At 42.2% G+C, this 20,185-nt stretch carries 13 protein-coding genes; 9 read left to right on the top strand and 4 right to left on the bottom strand.

Going from position 1 to position 20,185, the window contains the following annotated elements; all coding sequences use genetic code 11:
* Window positions 1–95: 95 nt before the first annotated feature.
* Window positions 96–932, top strand: a complete 837-nt coding sequence (fdhD, locus tag E0D70_RS00840; RefSeq protein ID WP_133010368.1) for a formate dehydrogenase accessory sulfurtransferase FdhD — start codon at window positions 96–98, stop codon at window positions 930–932.
* The gene (locus E0D70_RS00835) at window positions 925–3,249 is read left to right on the top strand and encodes an FdhF/YdeP family oxidoreductase (RefSeq protein WP_133010367.1); all 2,325 of its coding nucleotides are present in this window, start codon (window positions 925–927) and stop codon (window positions 3,247–3,249) included. Before fdhD ends, E0D70_RS00835 begins: the two co-directional genes overlap by 8 nt.
* A gap of 95 nt (window positions 3,250–3,344) precedes the next feature.
* On the opposite strand, the gene E0D70_RS00830 is transcribed toward E0D70_RS00835, so the two are convergent.
* The 3 genes from E0D70_RS00830 to E0D70_RS00820 all read right to left on the bottom strand — a co-directional run bounded on the left by E0D70_RS00830 (window position 3,345) and on the right by E0D70_RS00820 (window position 7,735).
* Window positions 3,345–4,799, bottom strand: a complete 1,455-nt coding sequence (locus E0D70_RS00830; RefSeq protein WP_133010366.1) for a TrkH family potassium uptake protein — start codon at window positions 4,797–4,799, stop codon at window positions 3,345–3,347.
* A 366-nt stretch (window positions 4,800–5,165) separates the two neighbouring features.
* On the bottom strand, window positions 5,166–6,290 hold the full coding sequence (locus E0D70_RS00825; protein WP_133010365.1) for a polyamine ABC transporter substrate-binding protein: 1,125 nt from the start codon (window positions 6,288–6,290) through the stop codon (window positions 5,166–5,168).
* Between the two features lie 104 nt (window positions 6,291–6,394).
* Complete coding sequence (locus E0D70_RS00820; RefSeq protein WP_133010364.1) at window positions 6,395–7,735, bottom strand: glutamine synthetase family protein; 1,341 nt, start codon at window positions 7,733–7,735, stop codon at window positions 6,395–6,397.
* Between the two features lie 316 nt (window positions 7,736–8,051).
* On the opposite strand from E0D70_RS00820, the gene E0D70_RS00815 reads away from it, so the two are divergent.
* From E0D70_RS00815 to E0D70_RS00795, 5 genes are all read left to right on the top strand, one after another.
* Complete coding sequence (locus tag E0D70_RS00815; RefSeq protein WP_133010363.1) at window positions 8,052–9,335, top strand: NAD(P)/FAD-dependent oxidoreductase; 1,284 nt, start codon at window positions 8,052–8,054, stop codon at window positions 9,333–9,335.
* A 56-nt stretch (window positions 9,336–9,391) separates the two neighbouring features.
* Window positions 9,392–10,060: a TetR/AcrR family transcriptional regulator gene (locus E0D70_RS00810; RefSeq protein WP_133010362.1), complete on the top strand. Its 669-nt coding sequence runs from the start codon at window positions 9,392–9,394 to the stop codon at window positions 10,058–10,060.
* A gap of 283 nt (window positions 10,061–10,343) precedes the next feature.
* Window positions 10,344–11,486 carry an HlyD/EmrA/EmrK family protein gene (locus tag E0D70_RS00805; protein WP_133010361.1) on the top strand — a complete coding sequence of 381 codons (1,143 nt, stop codon included), beginning with the start codon at window positions 10,344–10,346 and terminating at the stop codon, window positions 11,484–11,486.
* A gap of 3 nt (window positions 11,487–11,489) precedes the next feature.
* Entirely contained in the window at window positions 11,490–13,055 is a 1,566-nt protein-coding gene (locus E0D70_RS00800) for an MFS transporter (protein WP_133010360.1), read from the top strand.
* A gap of 36 nt (window positions 13,056–13,091) precedes the next feature.
* A complete protein-coding gene (locus tag E0D70_RS00795; RefSeq protein WP_133010359.1) occupies window positions 13,092–14,012 on the top strand; it encodes a LysR substrate-binding domain-containing protein in 921 nt (306 codons plus the stop codon).
* Between the two features lie 364 nt (window positions 14,013–14,376).
* On the opposite strand, the gene E0D70_RS00790 is transcribed toward E0D70_RS00795, so the two are convergent.
* Window positions 14,377–18,261 (bottom strand): CHASE domain-containing protein, encoded by a 3,885-nt coding sequence (locus E0D70_RS00790; RefSeq protein WP_133010358.1) that lies wholly within the window; start codon window positions 18,259–18,261, stop codon window positions 14,377–14,379.
* A 218-nt stretch (window positions 18,262–18,479) separates the two neighbouring features.
* On the opposite strand from E0D70_RS00790, the gene E0D70_RS00785 reads away from it, so the two are divergent.
* Entirely contained in the window at window positions 18,480–18,809 is a 330-nt protein-coding gene (locus E0D70_RS00785; RefSeq protein WP_133010357.1) for a hypothetical protein, read from the top strand.
* Window positions 18,810–18,930: 121 nt separating this feature from the next.
* Window positions 18,931–20,124 (top strand): formaldehyde dehydrogenase, glutathione-independent, encoded by a 1,194-nt coding sequence (gene fdhA / locus E0D70_RS00780; protein WP_133010356.1) that lies wholly within the window; start codon window positions 18,931–18,933, stop codon window positions 20,122–20,124.
* Window positions 20,125–20,185: the final 61 nt, after the last annotated feature.

The following is a 20,185-nucleotide window of genomic DNA, read 5'->3' as shown; positions in this document are numbered from 1 at the left end:
TATCGTGCAAACGCATAAACTAGATAGACGCCATCTTCTGGGCTACGTATTATTTAAAGTAGTCAACATCATCCGTAATTAAAAAAGCGAGTCCCATGACCAGTTTTTCAAACACCAGCATTCAAACCTGCTATTTTTCACGCAGTAATGAAGCGTCTCATGAGGCTGTGATGCTGGTTGAGGAAGTCCCTCTCGCGATCAGCATTAACGACATCACGCACGCGGTAATGATGGTAACGCCAACGTCTCTTGATGCCTTTGCTTTTGGCTTTGCCCTCAGTGAAGGGGTCATTGAGGGGGCGAATGATGTTCGTGATATTACGATTGAAGAAACAAACACAAACCATGCTGATATTAGCGGTTTCAATATCAACATGGTCATTAGTCAACGACGTTTTACTAACTTTAAAAAGAGTCGATTGGCTAGACTCGGTGCAAGCGGATGTGGACTATGCGGTGTCGAATCCTTAGAGCTGGCACTGCCTTCTCTGAAGCCATTATCACCAAGTCAAATTTTGCCAGAATCCATATTACGAACACTAAAAGACACCTTTTTTGATTACCAAACAATTGGTAAAGTCAGTGGCGCTATTCATGCCGCTTTATTGATATCGCCACAAGGTGAGGCCATTATTGCGATGGAAGACATTGGACGGCATAACGCACTGGATAAAGTGCTAGGCTATGCCTTACAACACAATATTGACCTGCATAACCACAGCGTGGTTATGTCCAGTCGGTGCAGTACAGAGTTAATACAAAAAGCCGTTCGTTCGGGTTTATCTTGCTTGATTCACCTAGCGTCTCCAAGCACTTTAGCGGTCAAGCTAGCACGTCAATATGGCTTGATATTAATCCATTTGCCAAAGAAAGACGCCCCCAGAGTTTTTGCGCCTTCCTTCAATAACTCAAAGGTAGCTAATCATGTCTAAAAATGATTTTTACACCCCCTATAAAGGACCAGCCGGCGGTTGGGGTGCACTGAAAAGCACGACTAAATCTTGGCTTCAAAGTGACAACGCCGTACGCAATGTATTCACAATGCTCAAGACCAATCAGCCTAATGGCTTTGATTGCCCAGGTTGTGCTTGGGGCGATAAACACGACTCTGCCAAAATTCGCTTTTGTGAAAACGGCGCTAAAGCCGTCAACTGGGAAGCAACGTCGCGTCGTGTCGATGCCAACTTTTTTAAAGACCACAGCGTCAGCTGGCTTAACACACAAAGTAACTACTTCTTGGAATACCAAGGTCGTCTGACAGAACCAATGCGCTATAACGCGCAAACAGACCACTACGAAGCGATTTCATGGGACCAAGCCTTCACTCAAATAGCGCAGACATTAAAAGCGCAAGACGATCCGAATCAAGTCGCTTTTTATACATCAGGACGAGCGAGCAATGAAGCCGCCTTTATCTATCAGCTATTTGCGCGTGCCTATGGTACTAACAACTTCCCTGATTGCTCAAACATGTGCCACGAAGCCAGTGGCTACGCTTTAACCAGCAGTATTGGTACCGGCAAAGGAACGGTTGAAATGGATGATTTTGAACACGCTGACGCCGTGTTCGTGTTTGGGCAAAACCCCGGCACAAATCACCCTAGAATGCTCGAAACATTACGTGAAGTAGTAGAACGTGGCGCACAACTATTAAGTTTTAATACGCTTCGTGAAAGAGGGCTAGAACGTTTTCAGCACCCACAGCATCCTATCGAGATGCTGACGAATGGCTCAAAACCACTCAATACGGGCTATTATTGCCCTAAAATTGGTGGTGATATGGCCGTTGTTCGAGGCATGGTCAAGGTCTTGATTGAAATGGAAAAGGCCGCACAAAAAGAAGGCAAAGCAGTCTTTGATCATGCGTTTATTGAGCAACACACTCAAGGTATGGATGAGTATCTTGCTGAAGTGGAAAAAACACCATGGGACGCGATTATTGCGCAATCAGGACTAACCAAAGAAGAGATTTACCATAGCGCCAAGGTTTATGCCGAGGCCAATAGCGTCATCTGCACTTGGGCCATGGGAATCACTCAACACCATCATTCTGTCGCCATTATTCATGAAATTGTTAATTTACTCGCCCTTCGTGGCAATATCGGCAAACTTGGTGCTGGCGCTTGCCCTGTTCGTGGCCACAGTAATGTTCAAGGTGACCGCACCATGGGCATTAACGAAGCCCCTTCTAAAGCTTTTTTAGAGGCAATGGAAGCGCACTTTGGCTTCCAGCCGCCACAAGAACATGGCCTGAATGTAGTACAAACAATTCAAGCAATTCAAGAAAACAAAGTTCGCGTTTTTATCGCCTTAGGAGGCAATTTCGCGGCAGCAACACCTGATACCAATGCAACAAAAGACGCACTGAAAGGTTGTGAACTGATTGTACAAATCAGTACAAAGCTAAATCGCTCTCATCTAACCATTGGTAAAAATGCTTTAATCTTGCCTTGTCTTGGCCGTACAGACATCGATAAACAAGCCAAGGGGATTCAACGAGTTACCGTAGAAGATTCGTTTAGCATGGTGCATGCATCTGGTGGCGTACTTGAACCATTAAGCTCTGAACAACGCTCAGAACCAGCAATTATTGCAGGTATGGCCCAAGCTGTACTGGGTAATTTCCCTTTGAACTGGCAAGAATTGGCTGATGACTACGGCCTGATTCGAAAACATATTGAAGCCGTGATTCCAGGTTTTAAAGACTTTAATCAGCGCATTGAACAGGATGGTGGATTCTATTTAGGCAACAGTGCAAGAGAGCTCAACTGGAAGACCCCTTCCGGTAAAGCGATTATTCATGCTCATGCGTTGCCAGACTCTGTATTACCGAAAAAAGCTCAGGACTTAGCAAGCGATACGACATTGATCTTGCAGACTCTGCGCTCGCACGACCAATACAACACAACCATCTATGGGATGAATGACCGTTACAGAGGCATCAAAGGTGAACGGGATGTGTTGTTTATCAACCCAGCAGACATCGAGCGCCTTGGCTATCAAGAAGGCGACAGTGTTACATTAAGGTCTCTTTGGGATGATGGTATAGAGCGCAAAGTAAGTGGATTTAAACTCGTCCCTTATAGTATCCCAGCCGGTAATATTGCTGCGTACTATCCTGAAACGAACCCTCTGGTTCCACTAAACAGTCATGGTGAATTTAGCTACACACCAACTTCGAAAAGCATCGCGATTGAGCTTGAACCGTACCAAGAACCAGCAAATACCATAGCGGCTGTCTCAAATTAACCAGTAGCATTTCAACATAAAAGGGGAAGTCGACATGATCGCTTCCCCTTTTTTTATGATTGCCCATCGGTCTTTACATAATCAGCCAGTACGGTTTAATGACGCCACAGTATTGGAAAAAATAGCACTAATACGGTGAAATACTCTAAACGCCCTAAAATCATCGCGAAACTCATTAACCAAGTACCAGTATCACTAAGTGGCGCAAAGCTACTGCCTAATTCTGCAAAACCTGGCCCCAATACATTCAAACAAGCCGCTGTCGCACTCAGTGCTGCTGTGAAACTCAGACCCGTTGCCATCAATAATATCGTAAAAACAATCGTCGTCAGGGCGGCAAGACACATAAACCCCATAACAGACTGACGTACGTCGGCATTGATAGTGCGACCTTGAAATTTCATCGCGAACACGCCGCTTGGGTGAACAAGACGCTTTATTTCTAAGCTAACAGACTTCAGTGAAATAATGTTACGTATCACTTTATTACCACCTGCCGTCGAACCTGCACAGCCGCCAATATAACCAACAAAGATTAATATAATAGTTGTTACCGCTGGCCAAGTACTTAAGTCTGTTGCCGCAAATCCAGTGCTGGTAATGAACGAGATAATATGGAAAAAGGATTCAGTAAAAGCGCCACCGATCGTTTTTACTGAGCCTTGTTGATAAAGGTAAAAAGCCAGTAGAGACGCAATAACAAAAACGATTAACAAAAAGCCTCGCATCTCTTCGTCACACCAATACAACTTTATATTTTTTGCTAAATAGACACGGTAATGCAGCGCGAAGTTGGTCGCTCCCAGCAACATAAAAACATTACAAATCCAAAGTAATAAGGTGCTGTGAAAATAGCCCATGCTGGCATCATGGGTCGAGAAACCTCCCGTAGATACCGTCGAAAAACTGTGACCAATGGCATCAAAAACCGACATTCCTGCGAGGTAATAACACACGGCACAAAGCGCAGTAATGGTGAGATATACTAACCATAAGTAATGCGTTGTGCTTGCTACTCGGGGGGACAGCTTTTCATCTTTAATAGGCCCTGGGGTTTCGGCTTTTAGAAGCCGCATTCCTCCAATGTTTAACATGGGTAAAATAGCAACAACGAAAATCACCACACCCAAGCCACCCATCCACTGTAAAAACTGACGATACATTAGAAAAGTGTGCGGCATTGCATCAAGACCGGATAATACCGTGGCTCCCGTCGTCGTTAAGGCACTGATGGACTCAAAAACACCATCCGTAAAAGAGATATGTGTAATCGTAATGATTGGAATCGCACCGAGCACACCCACCGCCAGCCACGTTAAGCTGGCAAACAGCATGGCTTCACGAGAGGAAACGGAAGGCAAAGGGTATTTTTTAAAACCAATAAGAATAACAAGAGAAACGCCCAATGTGATCGAGGCTGGGGTTGCGAAGTTGCTCGCGACATTGTCTTTAAATAACATAAAAGACAATTCACCAAACACCAACTGCACCAATCCCATCCATAAACAAGGCATTGTCAGTAATCTAAGGACTAATAGAGGCCGAATCATGTGCGGCAAATACTCCGATTAAAACGCAGGCACATTCAATAGAAACGTACTTTAAATAAAAATATCGCCGTTATAACAATGAGGGGGTAGTGATGCTAGCTTTCGATTACAACGGTCTGATTTATACCAAGCTGCTTGGCAGTATGTCGCCCACTATTCGCTTGTTTAATAGAAGGCTCATAGCGTAGGCCGCTATTCTGCCATATTGATAAGGTAACCCCTAATAAAATAGTCATTATCCATAGTAAAGCATCATAATTCTGTTTCTTTGCTCTATCTAGTATGTGTTATATCGCCTACTTTGTACTGTAAATACAAAAAAGCCCAACAATATTGCTGAGCTTTCGCATATCTCTAAATTGACTATTAATTGCCTGTTTTTACGTTCATCCACAGACGCGTCATTAAGCGATCAATTTTAGGCCCTCGTAATTCTTGAGTAAAAAGACGCTTCTTAACTTCGGCAGAAGGATAAATACTTGGATTGTTTGAGATGTCTTGATTCTGTAGTGCCGTTGCTTTTAGATTTGGGTTCGCATACGCAACATAATTCGTTACGTCAGCAATAACTTTAGGGTCCATTAGGTAATTGATAAATTTTAATGCGTTACCAACATTCTTAGCATCTTTTGGAATACCCAGCATATCAAACCAGATTTGTGTGCCTTCTTTTGGAATACTGTAACCAATATCTACTCCATTACCCGCTTCTTCTGCACGATCCTGTGCTTGGATAACATCACCAGACCAACCAATCGCGACACAAATATCACCATTTGCTAACGCGCTGATATAAGCAGAGGAATTAAATTGACTTACATAGGGACGAACAGAATCTAGTAATTTCACGCCTGCACTATCCAATGCGTAATCCTTAGGATTCCGACTGTTTGGATTTTTTCCAAGATAGTTCAAAGCAAGGGGGTAAAGCTCATCCGGAGAATCTAAGAACATCACACCACATTTTTGCAGCTTCTTCATATTCTCAGGTTTAAAGACTAAATCCCAGCTGTTTACAGGCGCGTCTTTTCCGAGAACTTCTTCTACTTTTTTCTTGTTGTAACCAATACCGGTCGTGCCCCATAGATAAGGCACACCATATTGATTCCCCGGATCGGCATTTTGTAAGTAAGCAAGTAATTCAGGATCTATGTTTTTCAAATTAGGTAGTTTTGATTTATCTAACTTCTGAAATACGCCCGCTTGTATTTGGCGCCCCATAAAGGTCGCTGTTGGAACAACTACATCATAGCCTGAGCTACCTGCTAACAATTTGGCCTCAAGCATTTCGTTGCTATCAAACACATCCGCCACCACATTGATACCAGTTTGCTTCTCGAAATTCTCAATCGTATGCTCGCCTATATAATCAGACCAATTATAAAACCTAAGCTCTTCCTGTGCAAAAGCCGACACTGGGGTTGCAACGGCGACCATCAATGCAATTGGGGGTATCATACGTTTAAACGACTGGGATAAAGTGTTTTTCATACCTGTGTACCTCACGTAGTGGTGATTGATTTATTCGTATTTTATCTCTCGGTTTTTCTGTAACTTCTTTTAATACCTAAAATGGTACATCGTTAGTACAGCCATTATACATTTAATAGCAAATGCTCACGCTCCCAAGAACTGATGACTTTATTGAAGGTTTCAAACTCAGTACGTTTCACACCGATGTAAGCGTCAACAAATTTTTGCCCCATAATTTCACAAATTTCTGGGCAACCTTCTAATAAACGTAGAGCTTCCTCCAAAGTTCGTGCCAACTCAATCTCCTCTATCTCAATTGCCGCCTCCTCACCTGAAGGTTCAGTAGGACGCAGCTTCTCTTTGATGCCCAAGTAACCACACGCTAAACTGGTTGCAATGGCAAGGTAAGGGTTACAATCAGAGCCTGGAAAACGGTTTTCAATACGAAAAGCTTCCGGTGCTGAAATTGGTATACGAAGACCCGCAGTACGATCATCTACGCCCCATTTCATATTAACCGGAGCTGCCATTTCCGGAGCAAAGCGACGATAAGAATTAACATTTGGTGCAAAAAAACTAATCGCGCTTGGCGTATATTTTTGTAGTCCACCTAAATAGTGATAGAAGGCTTCACTATATTTGCCATTATCATCAAAAATATTTTTACCCGTTTTAACGTCGATAATACTTTGGTGAATATGCATGGCACTGCCAGGCTCGTTCTGCATCGGCTTTGCCATAAAGGTAGCGTGAATATCATGCTTAATAGCAGTTTCACGTAGAGTTCGTTTAAAAATAAATACCTGATCGGCCAAATTCAGTGGATCGCCATGTAGAAAGTTTATTTCCATTTGTGCCGCACCAGATTCGTGGATCAAAGTATCCACATCTAAATTTTGCGCTTCACAATAGGCATATAAGGTATCAATCACTGGATTAAATTCGTTCGCGGCATCAATACTATATGAACGACGCGCTGTTTCACGTCGACCAGAACGACCCGCTGCAGGCTTCAATTCGTAATCTGGATCATTATTCTTTTGGATTAAATAAAATTCCATTTCTGGCGCAACAACAGGTCGTAATCCTTCCTTCTCAAATAATGACAATACATGACGTAAAATTGTACGACTTGCCAAAGGATGTGGATTACCATCTGTATCGTAGCAGTCATTAATTACTTGAGCGGTAGGCTCATCAGTCCATGGAACAATACGTAAGGTGTTGGTATCAGGAATAAGAATCATATCTCGGTCGCGGGCATCAACAATATCATAATGATTATGAGCCCAATCCCCTGTGACACTTTGCACAAGAACTGTTTCAGGTAAACGCCCTTCTTGTTCAGACAAAAACTTACGTTTAGGGTAAAACTTACCACGCGCATTACCTGTCATATCCGGTAGTATAGATTCAATTTCTATAATCGAATTCGCTTTCAAAAAATCTTCTAGGACACCCATACATCACCTTTTATAAAATTAAATCGTAAAATTACTTATAAAAAATTCCTACTCAACCCTCTCATTCTAGTATTAGAGATATCTGAAAGATCGCCGGAGCCCCCCCTTCATTGATCTGTTTGATAAATACACAAAAAACCGAATCATCACTCGGTTTAAACCCTATTAAATGATCACATAAAAATCAACATATAATTAATAAAAAGTTTAAATAGTTATAATTATGGCAATTTAAATTGAATTATTATTCGGTTTTTATTAGATTTACAGAAAATATTTTGTTTAGAGAATATTTTACAACCATCAAGGACATGCTATGAAAAATCACGGCTTTGAAGCGTCATATTACACAAGCAGTGTAAACCAAACTCTTACTTTTCCATCATTAGGAGGTGATAAAGAAACAGATGTCTGCATCATTGGAGGAGGCTATACAGGCTTATCCGCTGCTCTTCATCTGTCTGAAAAAGGCTTTAGCGTTACCCTTCTAGAAGCCCATATCATTGGATCTGGCGCTTCAGGTCGAAATGGCGGACAAATTTGCCAAGGTCTTAACATGGATCATTCCGAGCTGAAAAATAAAGTCGGCAAAGAGGCTGCCGATATGCTTTGGAATCTATCGATTGAATCAGTCGACTTAGTCAAGTCTTTGATTAAAGAACATAATATAGAATGTGATTTGAAACCTGGTGTTCTTCATGTTGCCTCAAAACCCTCTCATGTCAATAGTATTAAAGAGACGGTTGAATATAAAAACAACGTACTTGGCTATGATCACGTGAGTTTTTATGACGCTCAAACAGTAGCCGAAAAACTTGGAACAACACATTTTCATGGTGGTGAATTTTATCAAGATGGCGGGCACCTCCACCCACTTAATTATGCATTAGGCTTAGCAAAAGCAGCTAAAAACAAAGGCGCTAATATTTATGAACGAACCAATGTTCTAAGCTATAAAACAGGTGAAAATCCCAGCGTACGAACAGCTAAAGGAATAGTAAAAGCCAAATACTTACTATTTGCGTGTAACGGTTATCTAGGTAACCTAAATTCTGATGCCGCTAAGAAAATAATGCCAATAAACAATTTCATTATTGCGACAGAACCCTTACCAGAAGAAGTGTATAGCCGAATCAATCCGCACGATGTAGCCGTTGCTGACTCTAAATTTGTGATTAATTATTTTCGCTTATCTGCTGATAAACGAATGTTATGGGGCGGAGGTGAGAATTACAGTTCACGCTTTCCAAAAGATATTGGCGCATTTGTACAAAAACACATGGTTGGCATATACCCTGAACTTAAAAAAACCCAGATAGACTTTAGCTGGGGGGGGACACTTGCGATTACCCTAAACCGTATGCCTTACCTCGCTCATCAGGAAAAAAATGTCTTCGTGGCGCAAGGATATTCAGGTCATGGTGTTGCCCTTGCTACTATCGCTGGAAAATTAATGGCCGAAGCCGTAGGTGGAACGGCCGAGCGCTTTGATATATTTTCTAAAGTTCCTACCGCAAACTTCCCTGGTGGAACACTATTACGCTGGCCAGGGCTCGTGGCTGGCATGTTGTACTACTCGCTACGGGATCGTTTATCCTAACAACCTACGTTACAATCCACCAATAATAAATACCCCGCCTAAATAAGGGTTTAAGAATGTCAAAAATAAATAAAATTAAACAAGAAGATGCACCAAAACAAAATCTTGCACCTCGCAGTGAACTGGTACAAAGCCGCTCTATTCGTCGCTCAAAACAGATCATTGATGTTACTGGTGAGTTGCTTGAAAGAGTTGGTCTAGACGATCTCAACACTACTATTATTGCAAAAGAAGTGGGTATTTCTATTGGTTCTCTTTATCATTATTTTCCAAATAAATATGCAATTTTATATGCAATGGGTACACGTTGGCTAGAAAGCATTGATGTAGTTTTCACCGAAGTACTAAGCTGGCCATTAGAAGAATTCGAGTTTGAAGACTTAATTGACAACATCCTAGCTATTCACCTTAAAACCTACAAAAAACAAAAAGCGATCCTAACGCTTGTACAGGCAATGTTTTCGGTTAAAGAACTTCGAGAGCTTGATAAAAAACACGATGATTTGGTCATTCGCCAAATGGCTGAGGTTTTTAAACGTATTGGTATTCGGCGTCATATTCGTGAAAGAGAACGAATTGCTCGTCTTTATCTAGAAATAACACACAGTACTTTCTTAGTGGTCGTTAATCAAAATGAGACTAGAGCCAAACGAACCCTTAGCGACTTGAAAAGAATGATTGAAAACTTACTAAGCTACCATCTCAGTCATGATGTAGATGACTAAAACCCCAGTACTCCATTGCAAATGGAACACTACATCGTTTCATAAACAACACATTCTCTATTTATTCTTATTCTTAATTTTTGTCATTTATGACCATTTATCATTGAAAATGATTGTTTTAACGGTATTTTTTTGTAAGAAATAAGGAATAAACAGAAATAAAAATCATCCTAAAAATGAGACTCTACATCTCATTTTTTAAGATTGCCCTTCCCTGATAATCCTTTTACTCTTGCCGCGTTAATGCCTCCCTAAGATTGATATTCGCGAGCAAAAAGAACACATGACTGACACTGAAAAACACAGTATTAAAAAGAAATACACCCTGATAGCCATCGTATTTGTCGCCATTATTGCTTGTGCAAGCTTTTATATTTGGTGGTCTAAAGTCGGACAATTTCATGAAACCACTGAAGATGCCTATGTTGCAGGTAACATTGTTAGCGTTATGTCTCAGGTCTCGGGTACCGTCACCGACATTATGGCAGACAATACCCACTTGGTTCATCAATCAGATGTTTTAGTCAAAATCAATCCGCTAGACGCTCAATTAGCGCTGCAAGAATCCCAAGCCAATTTAGCTAGTACTATCCGTGCTGTTCGTAATGAATTTGCGACACTAGATGAAGAAAAAGCCAATACCGATGTGGCTAAAATTGCGTTAGACAAAGCACAAAGAGATTACAATCGACGCATTCAATTACGCAAAGATAACCTTATTTCTACTGAGGACCTTAGCCACTATAAAAGTACCCTCATCAGTGCTGAGGCATCTTACCAAGTTGCATTAAAGGCATATGAAGCAGGTAAAACTCAAGTCGATAATACCACTGTGCTAACCCATCCTAATGTTTTGAAAGCGGAATCTGCTCTGAGAACCGCTTGGTTAACACTGCACAGAACCGAAATCCTATCACCCGTTGATGGTTATATTGCTCAACGTAGCATTCAAGTTGGTCAACATGTTAGCGCTGGCAGTACATTAATGTCCGTTGTTCCATTAAAAGGGGTTTGGGTAACGGCCAACTTTAAAGAAACCCAAATTGGCGATATCCGAGCAGGACAAGACGTTACACTCAAATCTGATGTATATGGCTCAAGTGTTGTCTATCACGGTAAAGTGAAAGGCATCGAAGCTGGAACCGGCAGTGCGTTTTCACTACTTCCTGCGTCTAATGCGACGGGGAACTGGATCAAGGTAGTACAACGTGTTCCTGTCAGGATAGTGCTTAATGAGAAAGAACTGGCACAACATCCATTGCGTCCTGGCCTTTCCATGACGGTAAACGTTAATACCCATAATGCTGGTGAGCCTACTCTGAGCGCACTTTCTGGCGATGCTCAACCATGGCGTACTGATGTTTTTGACCATAACGATACCGAAGTAAATACCATCATTCAGAAGATCATCAAAGACAACAACTAAGCTATGATAAAACGTCTCGCTCAACACAAGTACGTGCCTGCGCCGTCTCATGAATGGTTAATGCTGGCGACGATTTTCCTATTGATGTTGGTTAATTTCTTAAACGTTGGAATGATCGCTTTTGCTGCCTCTCCGTTAATGGGAGAGCTTGGCGTTTCACCACAAGAATACAGCTTGTCTACTGCCGCTTATGCGGCGGTAGCGGTAGTAACCATCTCGAAACAACGCTGGCTAGTTGAACGTATGGGGTGGCGAAATTACATACATTCCTCTCTGCTCATATTTTTTATTGGCTGCTTCATTTGCTATCTAAGCCGTAATTTTAGTCAATTTTTAATTGGTCACGTGGTAATGGGGTTTGGTGGTGCTGCGTTTATGGCCGGCGCTCGAATTCTTATTACGCTATTACCAGTAGGTCCTATACGCTTTAAGGGCATAAAAACCTATGCGTATGGCTTAACCATCAGCATCTCATTAGCGCCCTTTTTAGCCGCTCAACTCTTCATCAATGCGTCGTGGAATGACATCTTTATTATTCTAATGATTTTCTGTGTTTTAGTGGCTATCACGGCGGCATTTTGCTTGCCGGGCATTCCATCAAAAGATGAAATACGCTCTCAATCACATCCCTACGTTCTAATGGCATTAGCAACAGGGTCTTTTTTAACCCTCTATGCTCTACGTTCTGGAACTTATGATTTTTATAGTAATTCCATTTTAATTAGCGTGATATTGCTATTGGGACTAACTAGTTTTTATTACTTTCTTCGTAGCATGGTCAAAAATCACCATAAAACACCTCTGCTTTCAATCAAGCAGATTTTTGGCAGCAAACGATATCGTACCGGTATATTAGTATTTTTTACCTGTTATTTAATAATGGGATCCAACAGCTATTTTTTGCCACAAATATTACAAAAAGGTCTTGGCTTTGGCTGGGGGACAATCGGCAATTGGTACGCTTTAGGGCTTACTTCTATGATCCTTGGCTTATGGATTCATATGAAAATATTTCCTAAGCGGCCAGATGGTAAGAAATTTTTCATGCTGGGCTTTTTTTGTATTGGTCTGTATGGTTTCTTAATGTCTCGCTTAAGCCCTAGCACCGATATGCAAACCTATATCCTTCCTGCCATCATAGTGTATGGCTTTTTTAGTGTATTTCTCCAAGGTACCGCCGCCGCTAAATCCTTTAGCGAACTGGAACATGACGATACTGCGTTTTCGCATGCTCAACAATTTAAAAACATGGTCTCTCAAATAGCCCAATCCATGGGGATAGCCCTCTCTAGTATTGCCTTACAATGGCGTACTACGGTGCACTATAATGAGCTCAATACTCATATCACAAACAGTAATCCGATTTATCAAAAAGCATTAGCTCAAGTCGCTACTCAGTATGCGCAACATGTGAGTAGTGTTTCAGCAAATAAGATGGCTCTTGGTTGGATTCAAGGATTAGTCAAACAGCAATCTATCTTATTGGCTGGCATTGATTATTTCACTTTGCTCTTCTTTGTTGGCATTATTGGTTTTGTTGTTATGTTTATTCAAAAGCGACTCAATTAATTCCCCTCATCACTCATAACGTACATCGGTAAGAACATGGATTTTAATGACATCTACTATTTTTACCTAACCGCAGAAAACGGCGGTTTTACAGCGGCCGAGCGAACTTCTGGAATCACTAAATCACTGTTAAGTCGGCGTGTGGCTCAGCTCGAAGAAAAAGTGGGGGTGCAATTAATTCAGCGCAACAGTCGCCAATTCTCTCTTACCGAAGCTGGGCGCCAACTCTATGAAGGCGCGATCAATATGGTCGCAGAAGGTCAGTCTGCTTACGATTCGGTTGCCCTCCTAAGGTCCGTGCCGTCAGGCATAGTACGCGTGAGTTGTCCTACGGTATTAGCTCAACACCACTTGTCATTACTGCTGCCTGATTTCATGAGGCAATACCCAAAAATCTCCGTGTCTTTAGATGCGACAGATCGGAATGTTCAAGTCATCGAAGAGCGCATTGACATTGCCCTTCGTTCTAAGAAATCCCTTGATAGCGAACCGGGCCTTGTTGCAAGACCGCTGGCCGCGAGCAAAATGATTCTAGTGGCTAGCCCGAGCTTTATTGAGCAGTACGGTATGCCGACCCACCCAAGCCAATTATCACGGTTACCGACACTCAGTGACGAGTTAGAACGTATAGATGGTGAGCATAAGTGGGAATTATTTAGTCCAGAAGGCAGTAGCTGTATTGTAAAACATCACCCAAGGTTATTCTGCCTTAACCGTTGGATTCAATTAGAGTCTGCTTTACAAGGAATTGGCTTAGGTTTGGTCCCTAGCCCACTGGCAACAATCAGCATAGAAAAAGGGGATTTAATACAAGTTCTACCAGAATGGACCACCAAGGCTCAAATTATTCATGCTGTCTTTTCTAAAAGAAAAGGTATGAACCCTGCTACACGAGTTTTTTTAGATTATCTCATTCTGCACTTACCCGAAATACTTAAAGCCCCGCCATTTCGCTAATAATTTTTTCACATATATCAAAGTAAACTAATCCTTATTGATGCAAATAGTGTAAGCAATGTGTATTAAAATCCATTCACATGGTTTAGTGTACGACACTTGCACTACAACACCTTTAGGAGAAAAATATGGAAAATCTTATTTTAGATGAGGCACTACATCTAGGCGCCTTGGCCATCATGCTTGGAAGTTTCAGCGTATTAGCCTTAAAAAATGTTGTTCAGATTGTCAAAAAAAATCTAGCGTAAACCGATACTAAGCACTTTCATCGACATTAAAGGTGCTTTTAACACTATTTTAAAATATCAAATACCAGTTCGCTTGGTACGTCGCTTAGCTTTAGTACGCTGTTTAAAAAAACAGTTTAAGCATGGTTATCCAAATCTCGCAAAATATACTCAAAGTCCATTTTGAGCTGCTCACGATAAAAGCGAACGTCGATATTTACCAACACGCCTCTCACCTCTTCTGTTTGCTTCAATTGCGTTTCAACACCAGAAATTTGCTCCGATAATGCACTCAACCCCATGGTGCCAGTCGAACCTTTTAAGGTGTGTAAGCTTTCTTGCACTGACTTTTTATCGTTATTATTAATGCCTTGTTCAAGGGCGCTTATTAGCCCTTCAGATTCTTGCAGAAAACTGTTCGTTAGACTTTTATAAAGGTCTAGATTATCAGCAAAACGAGCCATTATAGACGCATATCCCTCCACCCGCTCAGCTTGATTCATGTTCGGCATTGTCTCTTCATCTTGAGCGCTAAGTTCTAAAAAGTCTGTCTGCGAGCGCCCTACATGCCGACAAATCGTACTAACCATCACATCGATATCCAGTGGCTTACTAATGTGATCGTTCATTCCAGCTTGCAAACAAGCTTGTTGGTCTGCTTTGGAAACGTTTGCCGTCATCGCAATAATCGGCAAGCGAGAAAAACGATGATCTTGTCGTATCCGTCGCGTGGCTTCTAAACCATCTACATTGGGCATTTGCATGTCCATTAACACCAAATCAAAGGCAGAAGGTTCTGCTTCTAATACGGCGACAACACCCTCTTGACCACCTTCTGCCAAGGTGACTGTAGCGCCTTCAGCCTGCAACAGTTCTTCTGCAACTTGTCGATTAAAGGCATTATCTTCAACCACCAGCAGATTTAAGTTTTGTAATTTTCTCAAAGCAACCTGTGAGGCTTTTTCAGCAAGATGCTCTGCGTTAATACGTATTTCATTTTGATCTGCTATAGACAGCTCTAATGCAAAATAGAAACGGCTACCTTCTCCCAATTCACTGTCTACTATTAGGTCGCCTCCCATCAATCGAACCAAACGACGAGAAATAACAAGCCCTAAACCAGAGCCACCAAAACGACGAGCAGTCGATGACTCGGCCTGAGAAAACACCTCAAAAATATGCTCTCTTTGGCTTATATCTATGCCAATTCCAGTATCTTTCACACTAAACTGCAAATAGACAGCGTGGGCACTGCGTGATATTTGCGTAATCGCGATGTCTACTTGCCCTTCCATCGTGAACTTCAACGCATTACTCGACAAATTAGTCAGCACTTGTAACAGACGTAAATGATCACCGATCAACAAAGCGGGAATATCAGGATCAACGTCATAATGCAGCGTTACTTTATCCCCTTTTACAAGACCTGATAACAATACGTCTAGCTCAGAAATTACTTGTGCTATTTCAAAAGGGGCATGCTCGATTTCAAGCTTGCCAACGTCTACTTTTGAATAATCCAAAATATCATTTATCAAACCCAGCAAGGATGTTGCGGCGGTATGAGCTTTGACGATGTAATCTTCTTGTTTAATATTCAGAGAAGTACGCTGCACTAACGCTAACATCCCCAACACCGCATTCATTGGCGTACGAATCTCATGGCTCATATTCGCCAAAAATTCTGATTTTGCTACGCTGGCAGCTTCAGCGTGTTCTTTTGCTCGTCTTAACCAGGTTTCTAGTTCATGTTCTTGAGTGATGTCTCGATTAATACCAGTTAGGCTTACAGCACGACCTTGTCTGTCTTGCTCGACATAAGCTCTAGCTTGAATATAGCGAACATTATTATTAGGCAACACAATACGGAACATTTGATCAAATTCTCCGCCATTGTTAAGCGCCTCTTGCAGTGCAACGTCAAAAGCGACTTTATCGTCAGGGTGAAGGCACTCCACCCAATGTTGGTACATTAAGCCCTTTTCTCTCAAGGTAATGGGCTTCTGATATATTTGAAACATCATGTCATTCCAGTCCAGCTCATCTGTCTGAACATGCCATATCCAAATACCCAGTTGAGCCACATTGGCCGCCATCAATAATTGATCTCGCACCGAAATAATTTCAGCATTGGATTTCTTTTGCTCTGTGATATCAATGGCCATATTTAAAAAGCCAATAATCTCCCCGCTGTTATCATGCATGGGGGTCATCACGACAGACACATCGAGATAATGACCTTGCTTATCGATATACGTCCACTCTCGGCTATCTGACTCATTATGCAATGCAGGATAGAACAGTGTGGATAAGCCTGGTTTTATAGCGATGCCAGATTGAGCAGACAGCACTTTTCTAACCTCATCAACTTCCTCCGGTAAATGAAAGGCTAATTGCGTCAATAGGCCAATCACCTCTTTATCAGAATACTTCAGCATTCGCTGAGCACCAGAGTTAAACAAAGTTATCGTGCCATGAATATCGGTGGCGATAATGGCAATTTCAGAAGAAGCATTAAGTACGTCGTTTAACACAAGGTTTAATGTTTGAAGCGCTTCAGTTCGCTCTTTCACTTGGTTTTCAAGTGTCGAATTAAGTTCGTGGATTTTGGCTTCAGCCGCTTTTTGCAATGAGATATCGCGTACCGATTTAGACGTGCCTATGACAGAGCCATTAGCCGAATAAATAGGAGAAATAGACACAGAAACAGGAATCTCTTCACCCGCTTTATTTTTCCTAATCGTGTCAAAATGCCCTAACTCTTCACCGCGTTTAATCCGCTCAAAAAGTTGTTTTTCATGATCGTAAAGCTCATCCGGCACTAATAAACGATAAAAAGAATCACCAAGAACATCTCTTCTTCTATAACCAAATATTTTCTCTGCCCCCTTGTTCCAGCTCGTGATGATGCCGTCTAAGGTTGTTCCTATAATGCCGTCAGATGAACCTTCTACAATCGCCGCCATTTTTGCTTGTTGAGCAATAACTTCTTGGTGATGTCGTCTGCTAACACGAATAACCCCCAATAAAGTGGCACTAAGAAAACTAATAAGCACCCCAATAATAAAGACATTTCGAGACGATGGTAGGCCAAGATCTTGAATAAAAGCGGGGTAAATGGAGAAATGACTTTCCCAAATACGGCCGTAAATAGCGAAGCTTTTTGTGTGTACATATAGCCCATGAGTGTGCCCATGAGTGTGACTAGAGAAGTTGGCATGGCTATCAAAGAATCGCTCACGATCACTCGGGTCAGTCACATCATACAAATCAACATGAACACGAGTATTGTCTAGCCCTAAATTCACCATTACATCTTGCATTAATAATGGAGCATAACTCCAGCCATAGGCTCTTGCTTTACGTTTTTCCAATGTATCTGGCACAGCACCACTGTCATAGATAGGCATTAAAATTAAAAAGGATTGAAGCGGACTACCCGATGCCTGAACCAAGGTAATGGGGCCAGTTAACTGAACCTTACCTGTTTCCAGTGCATTTTTAGCGGCTATTCTACGATTTTTTTCTGACGCAATATCCAAACCAATAGCCTGTAAGTTTCGAGCCAGTGGTTCAATATATTGAATAACGTAACGATCTCCAGAATGGGGCGCCAACTCTTTTATGGAAAAATGTAACCAACCGTCTTGTCGTGCGTCATTCACGAATTTTTTAATATCAGTTTGTTTAACAAGACGAATAAAACCAAAGCCTCGTGCTCCAGGAAATTCATCATCGATATTACGGCTCAAGCTATAGCGCATAAAAATACGCCGTGAAAGGTTATCTTCTCCTGCCGTTAAAATCGCGCCACGAGCGCCACGAAGACCATATTGATAGAGTGAGATGCGCTCTTTAACCGTTTTAATTGTCTGATCAGAGGCTAATTGGACCGCTTTATTAATGCGTAACTGATTGTTTGTATTTACCTGAATCGTGACAAAAATAGTAATGCATAATCCACACAACAAAGTTACAAGTGCCCAGCGGTTATGAATCGAACCTGAGAACTTCCACGTCATCCTGCACCCTCTTCATTGTCACCAGATAGAAATTTTGTAAATCATTTTCAGTTTTCTAACTATAGCCGAGTTATTATGCGTAAAACACAGGTAAACCATCTGGTTACAATTATCAACATTCTCTATGATGTATCATTGTCTGGGAAGCCCAGCCAAGCGCGATAACACTACAATGTTATGGCATGATTTCTTACTTCCCCTCTCACTCTGGAGACCACATGCGATTGATCCTTACCTTTATACTAGCCACGCTAATAACAAGCTGTAGCTTAATCAATCAAAAAGCACTCACACTGCACGTCGGCATGGGCAAAGCTGAAGTCTCTAAAATCATGGGACCACCTAATAGACGCTCTTTTAATGGCACAACAGAAGCATGGCAATACGCGGACTTCACCAGTAAGGATCAATGCAGCTACATAACGGCTTGGTTTAAAGAGGAAAATTTAGCGGCCTTAACCTCACGACAAGAAACAAGACTAAAAGACTGCAGCAAAGGCATTCAGGACATTGATTGGACACAAATCCCTATGGGAATCGACAAGTAAAATCGGTTAAATTAGTACCGCCAATGTCGCTTTTGGTCAATGTCAATCCGCTTGAGAAGCCTATTCTGTCGATGATGCATACGCATACAATCCTTAATAAAAACAAGCACAGGATGTCGATATGAATAACCATGCAAACCGTGGTGTTGTCTATCAAGGCAACGGTACCGTCAAAGTAGAAGCCATCCCCTTTCCAGAACTCTCTATCGGTAAACGCCGCTGTGATCACGGCGTTATTCTTAAAGTGGTTACGACCAACATTTGTGGTAGTGACCAACATATGGTTCGTGGCCGAACAACCGCGCCCAATGGCTTAGTGCTAGGTCATGAAATCACCGGCGAAGTCATTGAGTGTGGCCGAGATGTTGAGTTTATCCATGTTGGAGATCTTGTCTCTGTACCTTTTAATATTGCCTGTGGTCGCTGTCGACAATGCAAGGAAGGCAATACTGGTATTTGCTTAAATGTTAACCCTGCCCGCCCCGGCGCTGCTTACGGCTATGTGGACATGGGTGGCTGGGTCGGTGGACAAGCCGATTACGTCATGGTGCCCTACGCAGATTTCAACTTATTAAAATTCCCTGATGCGGATCAAGCCCGCGAGAAAATCCAAGATCTGACGCTGCTATCCGATATTCTTCCGACCGGTTTCCATGGCTGCATTACCGCCGGCGTTGGACCAGGATCAACTGTGTATATTGCGGGGGCAGGTCCGGTTGGTTTAGCCGCCGCCGCTTCTGCAAAATTACTGGGTGCCGCCTGTATTATCGTCGGCGATATGGTAGAAGACAGGCTAAATCAAGCTCGCTCTTTCGGCTGTGAAACCATCGACTTGAAAGAAGAAGGCGACATGCAAGACAAAATTGAAGCCATTATAGGTGATCGCGAAGTCGATTCATTTGTTGATTGTGTCGGTTTTGAAGCCCATGCTTGCGGCTGTAATCACCACCAAGAATCTCCTGCTGTGGTACTCAACTCTGCAATGCAAATCACACGTGCAGGCGGGCAAATTGGTATTCCTGGTCTCTACGTCACCGAAGATCCTGGCGCCAGTGACCTCGCCGCACAGCAAGGTAGCCTCAGCATGCGCTTTGGTCTTGGTTGGGCAAAATCTCACTCCCTTCATACAGGCCAATGCCCTGTGATGAAATACCATCGCCAATTAATGCAAGCGATCTTGTTCGATAAAATTGAGATAGCCAAAGCGGTTAACGTGCAAATGATCTCATTAGATCAAGCACCCCAAGGCTATGCCGATTTCGATGGTGGTGCCGCGAAGAAATTTGTCATCGACCCTCATAAAATGGTGAGCTAATCGTCTCCCCACTATTAAGAAAACGCTAAAAATCAGTCTCATTGACTTTATCAACAGCGCT

The sequence above is a fragment of the Marinomonas flavescens genome (genome assembly GCF_004352835.1).
Taxonomy (GTDB): Bacteria; Pseudomonadota; Gammaproteobacteria; order Pseudomonadales; family Marinomonadaceae; genus Marinomonas; species Marinomonas flavescens.
This window is presented reverse-complemented; position numbering and strand designations above follow the sequence as displayed.